Origin of the sequence: Aeoliella sp. (assembly GCF_965227375.1) — a bacterium.
Taxonomy (GTDB): domain Bacteria; phylum Planctomycetota; class Planctomycetia; order Pirellulales; family Lacipirellulaceae; genus Aeoliella.
In genome coordinates this window covers 532,088-548,339 of sequence record NZ_CBDDFX010000001.1, presented here as the reverse complement: position 1 = coordinate 548,339, position 16,252 = coordinate 532,088, and the positions used below count along the sequence as shown (strand labels likewise).

Annotated in this window: 9 protein-coding genes; 7 read left to right on the top strand and 2 right to left on the bottom strand. The window is 61.6% G+C overall.

Annotated elements, in window-relative coordinates; translation table 11 throughout:
• Positions 1-1,668: 1,668 nt before the first annotated feature.
• Positions 1,669-3,480 carry a hypothetical protein gene (locus ACQK2L_RS02270; protein WP_425395309.1) on the bottom strand — a complete coding sequence of 604 codons (1,812 nt, stop codon included), beginning with the start codon at positions 3,478-3,480 and terminating at the stop codon, positions 1,669-1,671.
• Positions 3,481-4,168: 688 nt separating this feature from the next.
• Between ACQK2L_RS02270 and ACQK2L_RS02265 the strand changes: the two genes are divergently transcribed.
• The 3 genes from ACQK2L_RS02265 to ACQK2L_RS02255 all read left to right on the top strand — a co-directional run bounded on the left by ACQK2L_RS02265 (position 4,169) and on the right by ACQK2L_RS02255 (position 7,238).
• Positions 4,169-5,461 (top strand): hypothetical protein, encoded by a 1,293-nt coding sequence (locus ACQK2L_RS02265; RefSeq protein WP_425395308.1) that lies wholly within the window; start codon positions 4,169-4,171, stop codon positions 5,459-5,461.
• A gap of 1,058 nt (positions 5,462-6,519) precedes the next feature.
• Complete coding sequence (locus ACQK2L_RS02260; protein WP_425395307.1) at positions 6,520-6,825, top strand: hypothetical protein; 306 nt, start codon at positions 6,520-6,522, stop codon at positions 6,823-6,825.
• Between the two features lie 212 nt (positions 6,826-7,037).
• On the top strand, positions 7,038-7,238 hold the full coding sequence (locus ACQK2L_RS02255) for a carbon storage regulator (protein ID WP_425395306.1): 201 nt from the start codon (positions 7,038-7,040) through the stop codon (positions 7,236-7,238).
• 86 nt (positions 7,239-7,324) lie between these two features.
• Here the strand turns inward: ACQK2L_RS02255 and ACQK2L_RS02250 are convergent, their stop codons facing one another.
• Complete coding sequence (locus ACQK2L_RS02250; RefSeq protein WP_425395305.1) at positions 7,325-7,450, bottom strand: hypothetical protein; 126 nt, start codon at positions 7,448-7,450, stop codon at positions 7,325-7,327.
• Positions 7,451-7,645: 195 nt separating this feature from the next.
• Between ACQK2L_RS02250 and ACQK2L_RS02245 the strand changes: the two genes are divergently transcribed.
• The 4 genes from ACQK2L_RS02245 to ACQK2L_RS02230 are packed head-to-tail and all read left to right on the top strand — an operon-like array spanning position 7,646 to position 16,225.
• Positions 7,646-8,950, top strand: a complete 1,305-nt coding sequence (locus ACQK2L_RS02245; protein WP_425395304.1) for a DUF1501 domain-containing protein — start codon at positions 7,646-7,648, stop codon at positions 8,948-8,950.
• 45 nt (positions 8,951-8,995) lie between these two features.
• Positions 8,996-11,308, top strand: a complete 2,313-nt coding sequence (locus tag ACQK2L_RS02240; RefSeq protein WP_425395303.1) for a pre-peptidase C-terminal domain-containing protein — start codon at positions 8,996-8,998, stop codon at positions 11,306-11,308.
• Positions 11,309-11,338: 30 nt separating this feature from the next.
• The gene (locus ACQK2L_RS02235) at positions 11,339-13,789 is read left to right on the top strand and encodes a DUF1549 and DUF1553 domain-containing protein (protein ID WP_425395302.1); all 2,451 of its coding nucleotides are present in this window, start codon (positions 11,339-11,341) and stop codon (positions 13,787-13,789) included.
• A gap of 27 nt (positions 13,790-13,816) precedes the next feature.
• Positions 13,817-16,225 (top strand): c-type cytochrome domain-containing protein, encoded by a 2,409-nt coding sequence (locus ACQK2L_RS02230; RefSeq protein ID WP_425395301.1) that lies wholly within the window; start codon positions 13,817-13,819, stop codon positions 16,223-16,225.
• Positions 16,226-16,252: the final 27 nt, after the last annotated feature.

The window sequence follows — 16,252 nt, the reverse complement described above, 5'->3', positions numbered from 1 at the left end:
GTTACGTGCGGGTCAAACATCCATTTTTTCCTTGACGCTTGATGGTTGTTTGATAGGGTGTGACTGACACTGGCGGGGGGCAACCGTCGGAGTTGTGTGATGCGGGGGGCTGTCTCTTCTACTGCATCACATTCGTCGTTTATCCAGTATCAAGAGGGGGGAGAAGATGAAATCTTCAGCGTGGGTTGTATGCGCATTGGCTGCGCTAGACCTTCCTGAGCGGGTGGTTCACCTGAGGGGTGAACGATGACCACACCGCGGTGGACTGCGTTATTCGTCTACTTCACCATCTCGGCGATGTGTTGCCAGGTGGATGCCAGTCTGATCGTGCCAAAGTTTGGCGGTCCCTCGGTAGAGCAACTTCTGGCCGCTACACAACAGTGTTCCGCAGAGGAAGAGGACTCTCCGAACGAACAGGCGAAGCAGTTGCCAGAGCTTGCGCTGCGCCAGACCCCTCACAGTGGAAACACCGCCACCATGACTAGCCATGGTTCGCCGTCATCAACTGGCGGATATTTGGTTGCGGATTGTCCTAGTGCTCTCCAACTCGACGACCCTCGCCTTGGCTGGTTGTGTCAGAGTCGGTGGCTAGAGATCCTGTTGCCGCCTTGCTCCTTTCTTCTACGCCCGCCCCAGGTGGTTTGAACTTGGGGGCTGACGTTTAGGTGTTAATACGTAGCATCAGGCGTTTGCCCTTCTTGTCGCGTTAATTCAGTCATTGATATGCCTGGGAACTCGGAGTGCATTCTTGCTTCGAGCCAACCACAGTGCCTAATCCACATTGGGAGTAGAAGAATGTTTATTGCAAGACGATTTTTTTCGGCCGCAGCGTGTCTGACGGTGTTTGCCTGCTACACCTTGGAGAGTACCGCCGCGATACAGTCCTACACTAACCAAGGGGCTTGGCAGTCGGCAGCGGGACCTACGATCGTGGAGACATTCGATTCGTCCCCAGTCGCCCCGTTCCCCGGCGCGCCCGGCGCCGGTGCCATTCCGTCGCAGGCGTTTAATGGGTTTTCTGTTTCAGGAAGTTACAATGGAGACTACGTCGGGATTGCTTCCGGAGGTTCACTCTCAAGTATCAACGGCACAAAAAGCCTTACTTGGGTCCAGCATCCGGGTACACCCGGGTGGGGTGGTCCCGCAGGCAACGGAGGCATTGGCCCCCTGGTGACCCTCACCTTCGATTCGCCCATACTCTCGTTGGGATTCCTTTGGGAAGATACCGACGGTAGCGACTCGTACACACTGGAGGTGCCAGGTCAAAGTGCCTTCACGAATCCTCCCTTTGTAACCAGTGGTTCGGGCGTAGGGTTCTTCGGTATCGTGAGCGACACCCCGTTTACAACTGTGAATTTCCGTTCAACTCGGCAGGGCGGCGTAGTCGGAAGCTTCTCAATCGACAATGTGCAAACCGGGGGTGGGGTAGTCCCCGAGCCCACTACGCTCTTAGTCTGGTCTCTCTTGGGGACGACTGGAGTGGTAGTCTACCGACGGAAGGCAATGGCATAGCGCAGGACAATCGGTTCGCAGGGTGGCCTCGGCCACCCTGCGTGCTGCGCTGCGAGCCAGTTGCTCTTGCGCAGTCATCGTTTTCCCCATCATCCATCTCTTCCTTGATTAGGTTTCACCACGTCCTACGGCCAAAGCCTCCCAGCTGTGCAGTACTCACTTGCGCGCCTTGGCGATTGCGTAAAACTGCGAGGCGTAGTACTTATCGACGATCTCCTGGTATTTTGCCTTGGCGGTCTCTCGATCTCCCTTGCGCAAGGCAGCGAGCGCCTCGGCGTTTAGCGGTTCGGCGGCAGCGTTGTGCTCTTGCCGTAGCGCTGCGAAGGCGGCCATCGTGTCGGTGCCGGACTCCGAGAGGGCAAACTGCTCGGACCACGGGTAAAACTCGTCGACCCACTGGCCATTCTCGTTGGCCTGGATCGTCTTCAAGAGTGGGCCCGCCTTTGCTTGGGCCGCCTGTTCGTACTCGGTGCGGGCCTCCTTGAGTTGTGCTTCGGCCTCGCCCACCTGCGGCGCGCGGTCTAGCAGCGCGCCGACCACCCGCCAGTTCTTGGCCTCGGCTTGCTGCTGGGTGTACTTGACCAGTCGCTGCTGGTCGGTAGTACTCATCGCGTCGAGGTAGTCGACCGCGTCGCCGACGGGCAGGAAGTCGTATGGATGTCCGGCGTTGGGCGCTAGCAATATCGTGCGGTCGAATTCATAAGTTGTGAATCGCTGGTAGACGTACTCTCCCGTGGCGAAAGGCACCACCGGGTCGCGGCGGCCGTGCACGATGACCATCGGCGTGACTCGCTGCGCACGTTGGAGTTCCGCGTCGTCGAACACATTGGGCTCGGCCTGCATCACCAGCCCGCCGGACATAGGAAACGTGCCGGCGAGTTGGTCGGGGAAATGCATGTGCAACAAGCTGGTCAGGAATCCGCCTTGGCTGTGGCCGCCGACTAGCACACGCTCCAGCGAGTAGACCTCCTGGAGTTCTTCCAGCACCTGCATCACGAGGTAAGGACTCTCGCGATCGGTGAACGGGTAGCCTTTGTAAGTGCTTTTGCCCATCCAATTCGCATAGGTGTAGTTGAATCGCAGGTTGTCGGGGTCGCTCCAACTAGCCCAGTTCTGGCCTTCGATGCCAAGGATGGCGAAGCGCTTGGCGATCTCCGGCCAGTTGGCCGCAGTGACCGGCACCATCCCCCGCGTGGTCCAATTACTGCCATGCAGCAGCACGACCACATCGACGGCCTCTCCCGGCTTCCACCCGTCGGGCATGCGCAGGTGATACAGCATGCCATTGTCAGCTCGCCCGCTCACCACCTTGCCCGGTTGAGCGTCCGCATGCTTGGGGTATCCATCGACTCGCACGCCAAGCCAAACTTCCGGCGGTGTCGCCTGCGTCGCGCCGAAGAGCCGCTGGCCGTCGGGCGATTGCTCGAGCCAGGCCGTACCGGACCATTGGAGGCGTTTCCATTTGAGCTGCAGGCGCCGCCCGACGACCGTGCCCTCGACGGTGGCCCAACCCTCAGCGCCGTAGGTACCGGTGAGGTGTTCGTCTTGCTGAGTGAGCTGCAGCGGCCCAAAGGAAGTGAGCCACATGCCAGCGAAGTCTGCGGTCGGCTGTTCTTCCGCCGCAGGATCCTTACGCCAGCCCCTCCAAGCGCCTGACTGACCACCGCGGATCCACTTGCCGGCAAACGAACCGCCATCTTCGGCGAGCGTCCACTCGAGTTTCCCGCTGGCGTTACCGACGCGGTACGTACCGGTGAGTAGGTTGCCATCGAGTGAGCCCTCCACCGCCCCGTTACGACCGTACGTGCCAGAGTAGCGACCTTCGGATTCGGTCAACTCCATGACGCCCAAATCGGTAACCCACGTTCCTTGCCACTGTGGGGTCTCGGTTTCAGCCGCGGCAACTGCTGCGCAGCAGACCAGATGAACCACTAGCGGCACGGCCACCAGGCTGATTGGAGATGACATGGCAAATCCGCTTTGGCGTGGAAGTGCGAGGATTGAGGTAACGTGGGAGCATTGTAACTCAAATGTCCAGGTCCAATTCTAATCATATTGTTGTGGACACTGCAGCATCTTGCATCCTTCGTCAATGTCTTGTGAACGTCGGCATGGGCTTTCGACGGCCCGCGGCATGCGGCCTGGAGCTGTTCTCGCCGCGGCGCACACCACCAAAACAATGGACAATTTGTTCGCCAAGCGGAAACGGGTCTACAACTTGCACAAGCATCCACCCCAAGGCTGCCGGACTCGACTTCAATGTGACGTCGAAACCGAGACGAGGCAATCAGCTTCCCACGCCCCTCACCATAGCGAGCGTGCGGAGAATAGTAGTTTCGCATGGTCACTCATTCTCTCGGGTAAAGACACGCATTCGGTAGCACTGCTATCCGTCTGCACTTCAATTATGGCCGTTTCTGCTGTAGCGGTTGCACGCATTTTGCCGACTAATCCTCAAGCCCCCCTCACTATCCTGTACCTGCATGCTACTCATGGGGGCGTCATGAACGGTTGTTCGATATCGAAGGGCCTCGCACATGTCTTTGCACTAGCGTGTATCTGCTCGCTTTTCCAGGCTCAAACGGCGATGGGGCTATCACCGACCTTCCAGCGTGAGGGCCCCGCTCCATTTGATGACTCAGAATTTGGGCCACGCTTGGAAACGGACGTATACGACATTGATGGTCAGAAAGTGCGCCTTTCAATACCGGGCTTTCCCAACATCGGCACCAGCTATGTTGGGCGTGCCGCCGCCATCTTCGACTCGACTCGGCTGGCCGATTTCTCGGCAGGAACCTTTATGCCGTCCGCGATTCCCGTGCAAGGAGAGGCCTTCCACGACTTTGGGTCGCGGGCGATGCTGCAAGGAAGTGGGTCCGCAGCCAAGGTCACCTTGCAGCAGGACGACGACAATGATCTCGATAAAATCCGCGCCGAGGCAACGTTCATTGCCGAAGATCTATCGACTTCCGAAACCGATTCATTCGGTTTAGCGACACGCGTTTACTTGCAATACAACAATCTGGTTGTCGGTATTACGGAGACAGCATTTGCCGACCAAGACGTCACGGTGCCGATCTTCGACCTGGTTGGACCAAACGCGACGGCCACGGTGCTCAGCCCAACCGGCGGATCAGGTCAGGGCAGACTCAGCTACTACATCGACCCTTACGATACTGGCAAACGCGGTCTGCTAGGAAACGTGAGTATCGAAATGCCCACGCCCGAAATCCGCTTTGTAAGCGGCGCAACCATACCGACGACTTTTAGCACTTACTCCCGTGTCCCCGATTTCATTACGACGTTGAGGTACGGGGACGGACATACTTATTGCAAGAACGCGAAAGAAACCTACAACGAAGTATGGCACGTGCAACTGGGTTCGGTGTTTCGCGACCTCGGGCTGAAGAATGGCGATAAGAGCATCGACGACAACGTCTTTGGCTGGGGCCTGCAGTTAAGTGGGGCAACGCAACTGTTTACCGACCGACATCCAGAGTGCCGCGATGCCATCGGGTTTTCCGTTACCGTGGGTGAAGGAATTGGCCATTATATTAACGACCTTCACACCACGGCTACTGGTCAGAAGACGGGTGGCAACGATGCGATCTTGAATGGCGGCACCCTCGAAGTGCTGCCTGCCCAAGCGTATTACGTCGGTTACGTACACCGGTGGAACCGCTCCTGGCTGTCATCTGTCGGATACAGCCATGTTCGGCTCGACACCGCACCCGGGCAAGTCGACAAGGCCTATCGATGGGGCGACTACACGGTGGTAAATCTCATCTACCAGCGGCCCCTCGACGTAGTGCCTAGTTCTACCGGTACACCGTCTCCGATTAAGAACTTTTACACTGGAGTGGAGTACCTCTTCGGACGTAAGGAGACCGTGGACGGCAGCACGGGCGACGCTCACCGAGTTATGTTTGTGGTGAACTTCTCAAAATGAGCGACTTGAGTGCCGCCGCTCGACTCTCCGGGTCGAATGGAGCCAAGCTGCCGCTCGGTACTATGGCCACCGGTGGCTGTAGCCCTTGGTGTCATTTCGACGTGAGCTCCGCGACCGAGAGATCTACATTGTGACGCAACCTTACACACTTCGGGCACACTTCAGGAGCTTCGAGTTTCTTCCTCCCCGAATGGCCAGTTCCCGTGGTCCGGCCACACAGATTCCTAAGTCGGCGAGCCTCCTTACGGAATGACCCACCTGCTGAGGCCACCCGCGGCCGTAGTACCGGAAGTGGGGCAGGGGATTGGTAGTTATGCACTAGTTGGAGCCGTCCGAGCGATATCCGCGGGGCTTTCGACTCGGAGAGTCGAGCGGCGAAAAACTGCCGTTGTAAACGCACGGTGACTTGGTCTAATGGGGGAGTGAACTGGTGTATAGATTAGGTTGGTAAGTGAGTAGGTGAGTAAGTCGCGTGGCGAATCTCCGGCTGGGGTTTTGTCGCAGGTACGGAGTTTTGTCGCACCCGCTGGGGTTTGTCGCATTAGTGCGACAAAACGTTCGGGGCGAAGACCGAGGCCGTTGGTGTAAGTGGCTCTGGTGTAAGGGGTTAGCAGGTGCGTTGGGGCGAGGAGTTTTGTCGCAGGGAATCGATATGGGGGCAAAACCCGCTGCGACAAAACTCCACTGCGGCAAAACGACGAGAGGATGGCGAACGTGTGGAAAGCTTGACGCCGCTAGCTTGGGGGGGTTCGGCAGCGCGGTGCGAGTGGTCGATAGTGGGATGTCGAGTGAGTGGTGCCCATCGTGTGATGGGTCAACTTAAACAACCAAGGCTATCTATTTTACCAACTCAACCAAAGCCTCCCGGCCTGCTGGACCGATACTTTTTATTGCCAGCAGCCGTTGATGGTGCTTGGCGAGTGGTCGCTGGAGGCGACCCATCGCCGAGGGCTGTCGTGTGGCCGCCAGGGGTTGCTCTCCCTTCGACTTCGAAGGGCGCAATCGACCAGCGGTCAGTGCGGGACGGCAGGCGTTACTCGGAAGGAACGATTAGCAGCATGCGGACTCGAGAAGAGCGACTGGACGACCCCCAAGATGTCCGGACCCACGTCAACCAGATTTTGTGCGAACTGGAAGATCTAGAACCCAACCACTTTCCCTTAAGCGAGCGCACGTTGCAGCGTAACGGTCAAGCGTGTGCAGCGATGTTCGTCTTACATGGCCCGCGTCAATTACAAGTGACCGCCGTGTGGGAGTGGGAGCGGGGTGTGATCTGGTTCTACAATGCGGTTGGCGAGCGGTGCGCAAAAACCCAGTTGCCATGTACCGTGCGCCCCATGGCCGCGGCCGCCACTGCTGCTTAAGTTCCATCCTTTCAAAGTTAACGCCGTCTGACCGCCAAAAGGACACGACAGCCACCGATCGACGTAAGTTCCCGCCGCTTCGTACAGCGCAGGTGCGACGCGAAAAAAGGAACCAGTCTGGCACAACCTGTATTGACCCGCCAACCGCCACATGGTATACAAGATTTCAGTATCCTTGTTTGGCGATTTGAAACACGGAGGTGCCCCCCAACATGCTAGTTCTTTCCCGCAAAGAGTCGCAAAGGATTCGACTTGGCGATTCGATCGTAGTGACCATTGTTAAGATTGGCGGCGACAAGGTTCGCGTCGGCATCGACGCTCCGGACAACGTGCTGGTGCTTCGCGACGAGTTAGAAGCGTGGGAGACGCCCCCCACGCCAGGCAGTCCCGACGCGGCAATAGCCGCTGCGTAACGCCTGAACTTGGCCTCGGCAGTCTGGTCCTGCGGCCAGCGAACCCTGCCGAGGCCTGCGGATTCCTGCAGGCATTTGCACCGCACTCAGCAGCGATCGACCCAATCGCCCAGCAGTGTGAGACGCAGCGACCAGTAGCTGACAAAGAAGTACGGATTCAGCCGCCGATTCTTCCGATTTTTGGAGGGATCGGCGGCTGCTTTTTTTGACAACGGGGCTTCGGGCCGCTAAGATGCGTGCCACCAGGGGGGAGTGCGATTCCCGCCTGATTGCTGGTTTTTACCACACCCGCCCACCCCGCCCGCGGCACTCAACGCCCACCTTCGCCGCATCGCTCTGCCGACCCGCCCGTGGCCACCCGCGCCGCGATCTACTTGATGCCATCTTGCAAACCAAGGAGCATTGGCATGTCTCACGTTCAAGGCCTTTCCCGTCGTAACTTCCTGGCAGTCGGCTCGCTGGCCGGCCTGGGTTTGTCGCTCGGCGACTACTTGTTCCTCCGCTCGGCGCAAGCCTCGGAGCCCGGCGCGACCGTGCTGCCCGAGAAGGCCAAAAGCGTCATCCACATCTTCATGCCAGGTGGAATGGCCTCGCAGGAGTCGTGGGACCCCAAGCCCAACGCCCCGATTGAGTACCGTGGCGAGCTGCGGGCGATCAACACCAAGATCCGTGGCGAGCAGTTCAGTGAACTGTTGCCGCAGACCGCCCAAGTGGCCGACAAGATGACCGTTGTCCGCTCGCTCACCCATGGCGAAGCGGCCCACGAGCGCGGCGTGCACAACATGCTGACCGGCTACCGTCCCAGCCCGGCGCTGGTGTACCCCAGCATGGGCAGCGTGGTGAGCCACGAACTCGGTCCGCGCAACAACCTGCCAGCCTACATCTCGGTGCCCAACCAGTTCGATTCCTCGGCGGGCACGGGATACTTGAGCTCCTCGTACGCTCCATTCAGTCTCGGCGCGGCGCCAGAGCGGAACGGCTTCAAGGTCCGCGACCTCAACCTACCCGGCGGCGTGGACGACGCGCGTTACAACCGCCGGCGTGAGCTCTTGGACCTGGTGAACTGCGACTTTAACGATCGGGTGGCTGCCGACAACGTCGGCGCGATGAACACCTTCTACGAGCGGGCGTTCGACATGGTGAACTCCGCCGAAGCCCGCGAAGCGTTCAACCTGGAAGCTGAAGATGGCAAGCTCCGCGATCGCTACGGACGCAACCAGGCTGGCGCGCGGATGCTGCTGGCGCGGCGGCTGGTGGAAGCCGGCGCACGGTTTGTCACTTTGACCTACGGCGGCTGGGACCATCACAACCAGATCACCAACAACATGCGTCGGTTGATGCCCGACTTCGATCGGGCGTACGCGACGTTGCTGTCGGACCTCGACGAACGTGGCCTGTTGGACTCGACGCTGGTGCTCGTGTCCAGCGAGTTCGGCCGCACGCCGAAGATCAACCAGGACGGCGGCCGCGACCACTGGCCCAAAGTGTTCAGCGTCGCCCTGGCGGGCGGTGGGGTGCACCGCGGAGCGATCGTCGGCTCCAGCGGCGCCACGGCCACCGAGCCCGACGACGTGCCCATCAGCCCCGAGGACCTGGCCACCACGGTGTATCACCAGCTTGGCATTCGGGCCGAGAAGGAACTGATCGCACCCGGCGCACGGCCCATCGAGATCGTCAACGGCGGGCAGGTCCGCCATGAGATCGTCGGCTGATCCTACAACTCACTCCCCCTCCAGCCACCACGGGCGAGGCCTCTCATGCGTTGGCTACTGCTGCTTGTTGTCACACTGTCGACCGCCACGGTCGCGTCGGCCGCGTCGCCGCGGCTCGACCAACTGGCGCCCCAAGGTGCCCAGCGCGGCACCGAGGCGGTCATCTCGCTCCGCGGCCCGCGGCTGGGCATGGACCCCTTGGAGATCCTGTGGCACGAGCCCGGCATCGAGGTCAAAGCCCTCGAGCGAGTCGACGACAACCAAACCAAGGCCACGGTGTTCGTGCCCGAAACCACGCAGCCGGGGCGCTACCCGCTGCGGCTGCGCACCAAGACCGGCATCTCGAACGTCCGCACACTGCACGTCGGCGCGCTGCCGGAGAGCAACGAGACCGAGCCCAACTCCGATCCCAACGCCCCGCAGGCCATCGAGTTCGGCACCGTGGTGAATGGCCTTATCCAGCGCGAGGACATCGACTACTTCACGTTCGAAGTGAAAGCCGGAGAGGTGATCGCGGTGGAGGTCGACGGGCTGCGGCTGGGGCGCACGTTCTTCGATCCGGTGATTACGCTCTACGGCCCCGACGGGGCGGAGCTAGCCAAGTGCGACGACTGGCCGCTGGTGAAGCAGGACGCCTGCTTGTCGCTCGTCGCTCCGAGTGATGGCAAGTACCTGCTCGAGCTGCGCGAGTCGGCCTATCGTGGCGACGGCAACTGCACCTACCGCTTGCACGTGGGCAACTTCCCGCGGCCGCTGGCCGTCTACCCGCCGGGTGGGCGCGTGGGCGAGACGGTGAACATCGAGTGGCTGGGCGACGCGGCCGGCACGGCGAGCCAAGAGGTCCAACTGCCCGACGTACCGACCGACGCGCTGCCCTACGTGCCGAACGACCAGCGCGGCTGGGCGCCTTCGCCGCACATGCTGCGAGTAGTCGACATGCCGGTCGCTGGCGAGGTCGAACCGAACAACAAGCCGCAGGAAGCCACCGCTGGCGAAGCGCCCGGCGCGTTTTATGGTCGGCTCAACGAGCCGGGCGAGCGCGATCACTTTCGCTTCGCTGCCAAGAAGGGCCAGGTGCTGCACATTCGGGCGCACGCCCGGCGGATTGGCTCGCCGGCCGACATGGTGATGCGAGTGCTCGATGCCAACGGCAAGTCGCTCGCCGGCAACGACGACGACCGCGGCTACCCCGACAGCTACATCCGCTTCCAGGCGCCCGAAGATGGCGACTACATCATCCAGGTCGAAGAACGACTGCGCCGCGCAGACGATGCGAACATCTATTGGATCGAAGCGCTCGCACCGGTTCCCACGGTGGAACTGACCATCGACGAGCAGGAGCGATACATCGCCAAGCTGCTCGACGTGCCGCAGGGCAATCGCAACGGTGGTGTCCTCCGCGTTGGCCGACGAGACACTGGCGGAGCGATGGCCATCGACTGGTCGCAGTTGCCGGCGGGCGTGTCGGTCGAGATTCCCGAGCTGCGTGGCGACTTCGACCGCGTTCCGTTCGTGGTGTCGGCGGCCGAAGATGCTCCCCTGGGACAATCGCTCTCGGTGCTCACGGCCAAACGCACCGACGACGATGTGCCGGTGGTGGCCGCATTCAAACAAACGAACTGGATGGTCCGCGGCCAGAACAACGTCGACATGTGGAACTTCAACGGCACCCGGCCCGTCGTGGCGGTCACCGAGAAGGCCCCGTTCAGCATTCGCATCGAGCAGCCGAAGTGCCCGCTGGTTCAGCGCGGCAACAAGGACCTGAAGATCGTCGCCGAGCGGGCCGAGGGCTTCGAAGGGGCCATCCTGGTGCGGATGCTGTACAACCCGCCGGGTGTGTCGAGCAACAACTCGCGACGCGTGACGCAAAAGGAAAACGAGGCCATCATCCCGATCACCGCCAACCAGAACGCCCGCACCGGCGAGTGGCCGATCGTGGTGCGTGGCGAAGCGGAAGTCAACGGCAAGCTGGTCACGGTCACGCCGCTGGCAACGCTCACCGTGGCCGAGCCGTACGTGGCGATGGAACTACCGCGTCCCAACGTCGTGCAGGGCGGAACGCTCAACTTCCCGATCACCATCGAACAGCGGACCCCGTTCGAAGGCGAAGCCAAGGTCGAGCTGATCAACCTGCCGCCGGGCGTGACGACCGAGCCGATCATGATCACCAAAGAGACCACGGAGATCGCCTTCGAACTGAAAGTGGCCGACGACGCCCGGCCCGGCCAGCACAAAGGCCAGTTCTGCCGCGTGACGGTCATGGAGAATGGCGAGCCGGTCATTCACTCCGTGGGTTACGGCGAGCTCCGCGTCGACAAACCACTCCCACCACCCACCGAAGCAACCGCTTCCAAATAACAGTCCTTAAGCACTGTAAAAGGTAACAGCATGCAAGCTGCACTTGCTTCAATGCTCCACCGACATAGCCTCACCGCTCTGGCGCTCAGCGTGTTCGCCACCTCGGCCGTTGTTGCCGAGGAAGCGAGCTACGTCGAGCTAAGCGTCTTTCCCCCCGTCGCGTCGCTTAACCACGCGGCCGACTATCAGTCGGTCGTGGCGGTGGCCAAGCGCGCCGATGGTGTGTCGGAAGACGTGACCGACCAAGTGGAGTGGTCGCTCGACTCGGAGGCCGCGCTGCTCGACGGCAACACGCTCCGCCCGGCAGTCAACGGGCACGGCACGCTGCACGCCAAGCTGGGCGAACTGGCCTCGCAGTGCGACGTATCGGTCGCGGGTGTCGAGGTGATCAAACCCATCAGTTACCGCCACGATGTGATCCCCGTGCTGGTTCGTGCGGGCTGCAACTCGGGTGCGTGCCATGGTTCGGCCCGCGGCAAGGACGGCTTTCGGCTGTCGCTGTTCGGCTTCGACCCCAAGGGCGACTACGAGCGGCTGACTCGCGAGATGACCACCCGCCGGATCAACCGCGCCCTGCCCGACGACAGCCTGCTGCTGGTCAAGGCCGTGGGTGGCGTGCCGCACACCGGGGGCAAGCTGTTCGAGCACGACACGGTGTACTACGAGAAGCTCCGCGAGTGGATCGAAAGCGGAGTGCCCAACGACCTGGAAGGCGCGCCGACCGTCGACAGTGTCGAGTTCTACCCACCACGCGTCGTGCTCGAAGGTGCCGGCACCACCCAGCGATTCGTCGCCGTGGCCAACTACAGCGACGGCAGCACGCGCGACGTGACGAACCTCGCCGTGTTCAGCTCGAACAACGACTCGGTGGCCAAGCTCGATCCCTCGGCTGTGTCGACCGCCGGCATGCGGGGCGAGGCGTTCGTCATGGCCCGCTTCGACACCCACACCGTAGGTAGCCAGGTGATTGTGCTGCCCAAAGGGCTGGAGTACGAGCCGTCGACATTGCCGCCGGTGAATTACATCGACGAGTTGGTCGATAGCAAGCTGGCCGACCTGCGGCTGGAGCCTAGCGGGCAATCGACCGACGCGGAATTCCTTCGCCGGTTGTACGTCGACACGATCGGCAAGCTGCCCACGCCCGAGGAGGTCGACCAGTTCGTGGCCGACACCGCCGTGGACAAGCGGGCGAAGAAAATCGACGAACTGCTGGAGCGCGAAGAGTTCTCTCAGATCTGGGGTATGAAGTGGGCCGAGTTGGTGCTGGTGCGGACCGAAAACAACCGCGTCGACTACAAGGCCATGTTCTTGTACTCCGAGTGGCTCAAGGAGCAGATGGAAAGCGGCGTGCCGCTGAACGAGATGTTCAAGGAACTGATCGGCTCGAGCGGCAGTTCGTTCGACGACCCGGCGGTGAACTTCTATCTCGTGGAGCAAGACACCAAGAAGATTGCCGAAAACGTCGCTCAGTCGTTCCTCGGCATACGCATGCAGTGTGCCCAGTGCCACAACCATCCGTTCGACCGTTGGACAATGGACGACTATTACGGTTTCACCGCGTTCTTTACGCAGATCGGCCGCAAACGCGGCAGCGACTATCGCGACTGGCTCGTGTTCAACCGGGGCGGTGGTGAGTCAAACCACCCGGTGACCGGCCAGGCGGTGCCACCGAAGTTCCTGGGCGGCGACCAGCCGGAGACCAAGGGCCGCGACCGCCGCGAGGTGGTTGCTGAATGGGCAACCAGTCCCGAGAACGAATGGTTCGCTCCCAGCATCGCCAACCGCGTGTGGGCGCACTTCATGGGCGTCGGCGTGGTGGAGCCAGTGGACGACTTCCGCGTGAGCAACCCCGCGTCGAACCCCGCGCTGTTGGACGCGATTGGCACGCACCTGGTCGACTACAAGTACGATCTGCGACAGTTGGTGCGCGACATCTGTAACTCGAACGCCTACCAGCGCTCGACGGTCGCGAACCTTTCGAACGAAACCGACACGGCCAACTTCGCCCGCGCCCAAACGCGGCGAATGCCGGCCGAGACGCTGCTCGACTGCATTTGCCAGGTGACCCAGTCGCCTGAGAAACTGCCCGGTTTGCCGATTGGTTCGCGGGCGGTGGAGATTGCCGATGGCCGTTCGAGCAACTACTTCCTCACCACGTTCGGCCGCGCCCGCCGCGACTCGGTGTGTGCTTGCGAAGTCCGCAGCGAACCGACGCTGTCGCAGGCGCTGCACCTGTTAAACGGTGGCACCGTGCACAGCAAGATCTCGCAGGGAAAGCTGGTGAGCACGATGCTCGACCAAGGCAGCACGCCCGAACAGGTGATCGACGAAATCTATCTCCGCTGCCTGGCCCGCAAGCCCAACGATGCGGAGCGTGAAAAACTACTGGCGGCCGTGGGCGACGGCGAGAAACCGGTGGCCGAACTCGAAGACGTGTTCTGGGCCGTCCTGAATAGTCGCGAGTTCTTGTTCAACCACTAGGGGTGAATGGTGCTGAGAATCGAATCCTTGACGAAGAACCGAATTCCGAACTCCGCGATTGCCTTGCTGGTGATGCTGGTGTCCGCTTCGAGCGCACGCGCTGAAGTGCCGGCGAAGGTGACGTTCGTCGATCACGTTGCGCCGATCTTTCGCGAGCACTGCCTCGCTTGTCATGACTCGGGCGGCAAGAGTGGCGACCTGTCGCTCGAATCGTACGGCGACACCATGACCGGCGGTGCCAGCGGCAAAGTGGTCGAGCCCGGCGCGGCGGGCGACTCGCGGCTGTATCAGTTGATGGCTCACATCGAAACGCCGATCATGCCGCCGGGCTCGGACAAGCTGCCCGAAGAGCAACTCAACCTGGTGAAAGCGTGGATCGATGGCGGTCTGCTGGAGAACTCCGGCTCGAAAGCATTGAAGTCGAGCAAGCCGGCCGTCGAGGCGTTTGTTCCTTCGGCCGACAACCGCCCCAGCGGCGAACCCGCCATGCCCGGCGGCTTCTTCCGCGAACCCGTGCTCCGCACCGAAACGACCGGCGCGGTCGCCGACATTGCGGCCAGTCCTTGGGCGCCGCTCGTGGCGCTCACCGGGCAGCGGCAAGTGCTGCTGTACCACGCGGAGACGCGCGAATTGTTGGCAATCGCTCCGTTCGTCGTGGGACAGCCCGAAGTGGTGCGCTTCAGTCGCAACGGCGACCTGCTGATGGTGGCCGGCGGCCGTGGTGCGTCGCTCGGCGTGGTGCATCTATGGGACATCAAGACCGGCGAGCGAATTACCGAGGTGGGCGACGAACTCGACACCATCCTGGCGGCCGACATCCTGGCCGATCACTCGATGGTGGCCATGGGCGGCCCGCGCAAGCGAGTGCAGGTCCATCGCACGGCCGATGGTTCGGTCGCTTACAGCATCACCAAACACACCGACTGGGTTACCGCCCTGGAGTTCAGCCCCGATGGCAAGCTGCTCGTCACGGCCGATCGCTCCGGCGGCATCCACCTGTGGGAAGCTCCCACCGGCCGCCCGGTCGCGGCGCTCAACGGTCACAAGGCGGCCATCACTTCGGTCTCCTGGCGTGGCGACTCGAAGCTGCTGGTCACCGCCAGCGACGATGGCGACATACGCACCTGGCAGCCGCGCGGCAACCAAGCGAAGCAGTGGCGAGCCGGGCCCGGCGTGTTGGACGTGGCGTTTACCAAAGACGGACGCGTAGTGACCGTGGGCCGCGATCGTGTCGCCCGACTGTACAACACCGACGGCAAGGAACTGAAGAACCTGGGCCGCGGCGATGACATCACGCTGGCCGTGGCCGCCACGCACGACGAGACGAAGGCCGTGTACGCCGACTGGACCGGCGCGGTGCGCGTGGTGAACCTCGAATCGGGCGAAGAAGCCGGCCGCCTGGACGCCAACCCGCCGACGCTCGCCATGCGACTCGACGCGGCTAACAACGCATTGGCCGAGGTTGTGCCAAAGATCGAACCAGCCGAGCAAGCACTGTCCGCGGCGACCATGACGCTTTCGGGCGCCACCGAAGTGGTCGAGAAACACAAAGCCGCCAAGCAAGCGGCTACCGAGGCACTGGCGAAGCTGGAAAAGACCCGCGCCGAGCAGCAAGCGCAATTCGATCTGCGGAAGAAAGAGATCGACGAACTGAATAAGGCGATCGATCTGGTTGTCGACGAGCAGCATGCTGCGGAAGGAAAGTTGGAAGAGCTCAAACAACAACTGGCTGCCGTGGGTAATCAGGAAGGTGAAGAGGCCGACGCCAAGGCGGCCGCCGAGATCGAAGGCAAGATCGCCGAGCAGGAGTCGGCCCTCGAAGGCATCCTCGCCAAGCGCGAAGAGACCGCCGCCAAGAAACCGAAGCTGGCCGAGTCGCGCAAAGCGGCCAAGACCACGCTCGACGCGCTCGCGGGACAACTCAAGGAGCATCGCGAGACTCTAAAGAAGCTGGAGCAGGAAGAGAAGAAGCTGCCCAAGATCGATGCGCTGGCCGCTGAGCGCGATCGTCTGCAGAAGGAACTCGATAACCAACGAAACGCCAAGTCGGCGGCCGAGCAGCAGATTGCCTCAATTGCTGCCGAGATCGAAGCCTATGCGGCCGCGCAGGTGAAGCTCGAAGCTTCGTTCGCCGAGCAGCAGAGCACCGTGGAAGCCAAAACTGGCGAACTCGGCAAGCTCGAAGAGCAGTACGCGGCCGAGAAAGCCAAGGTCGACGAAGTGGCCGCCGAACTCGAAGCCCTCCGCCGCCAGATGGCCGATCTGGAGGCCAAACGTAAAGAGCTGGCCACCGTGGCTGGCGCTGCGGAGCAGGCCGCATCGACGCTCGCGGCGGAGCTTTCCGAACTGTCGAACGAAAAGGCGAAAGTCGAAAAAGCCCTGTCCGACTTCCACGCCACTGCCGAGCTGCGCAAGCAGTTCCAGCCGGGCGATTGACGCAAAAGGCCGACTCGTCATACTTGT

Excerpts from the sequence above, each read along its gene's own strand:
- ACQK2L_RS02270 (WP_425395309.1), bottom strand. The coding sequence starts at position 3,480 with ATGTCATCTCCAATCAGCCTGGTGGCCGTGCCGCTAGTGGTTCATCTG.
- ACQK2L_RS02260 (WP_425395307.1), top strand. The coding sequence starts at position 6,520 with ATGCGGACTCGAGAAGAGCGACTGGACGACCCCCAAGATGTCCGGACC.
- ACQK2L_RS02255 (WP_425395306.1), top strand. The coding sequence starts at position 7,038 with ATGCTAGTTCTTTCCCGCAAAGAGTCGCAAAGGATTCGACTTGGCGAT.
- ACQK2L_RS02245 (WP_425395304.1), top strand. The coding sequence starts at position 7,646 with ATGTCTCACGTTCAAGGCCTTTCCCGTCGTAACTTCCTGGCAGTCGGC.
- ACQK2L_RS02240 (WP_425395303.1), top strand. The coding sequence starts at position 8,996 with ATGCGTTGGCTACTGCTGCTTGTTGTCACACTGTCGACCGCCACGGTC.
- ACQK2L_RS02235 (WP_425395302.1), top strand. The coding sequence starts at position 11,339 with ATGCAAGCTGCACTTGCTTCAATGCTCCACCGACATAGCCTCACCGCT.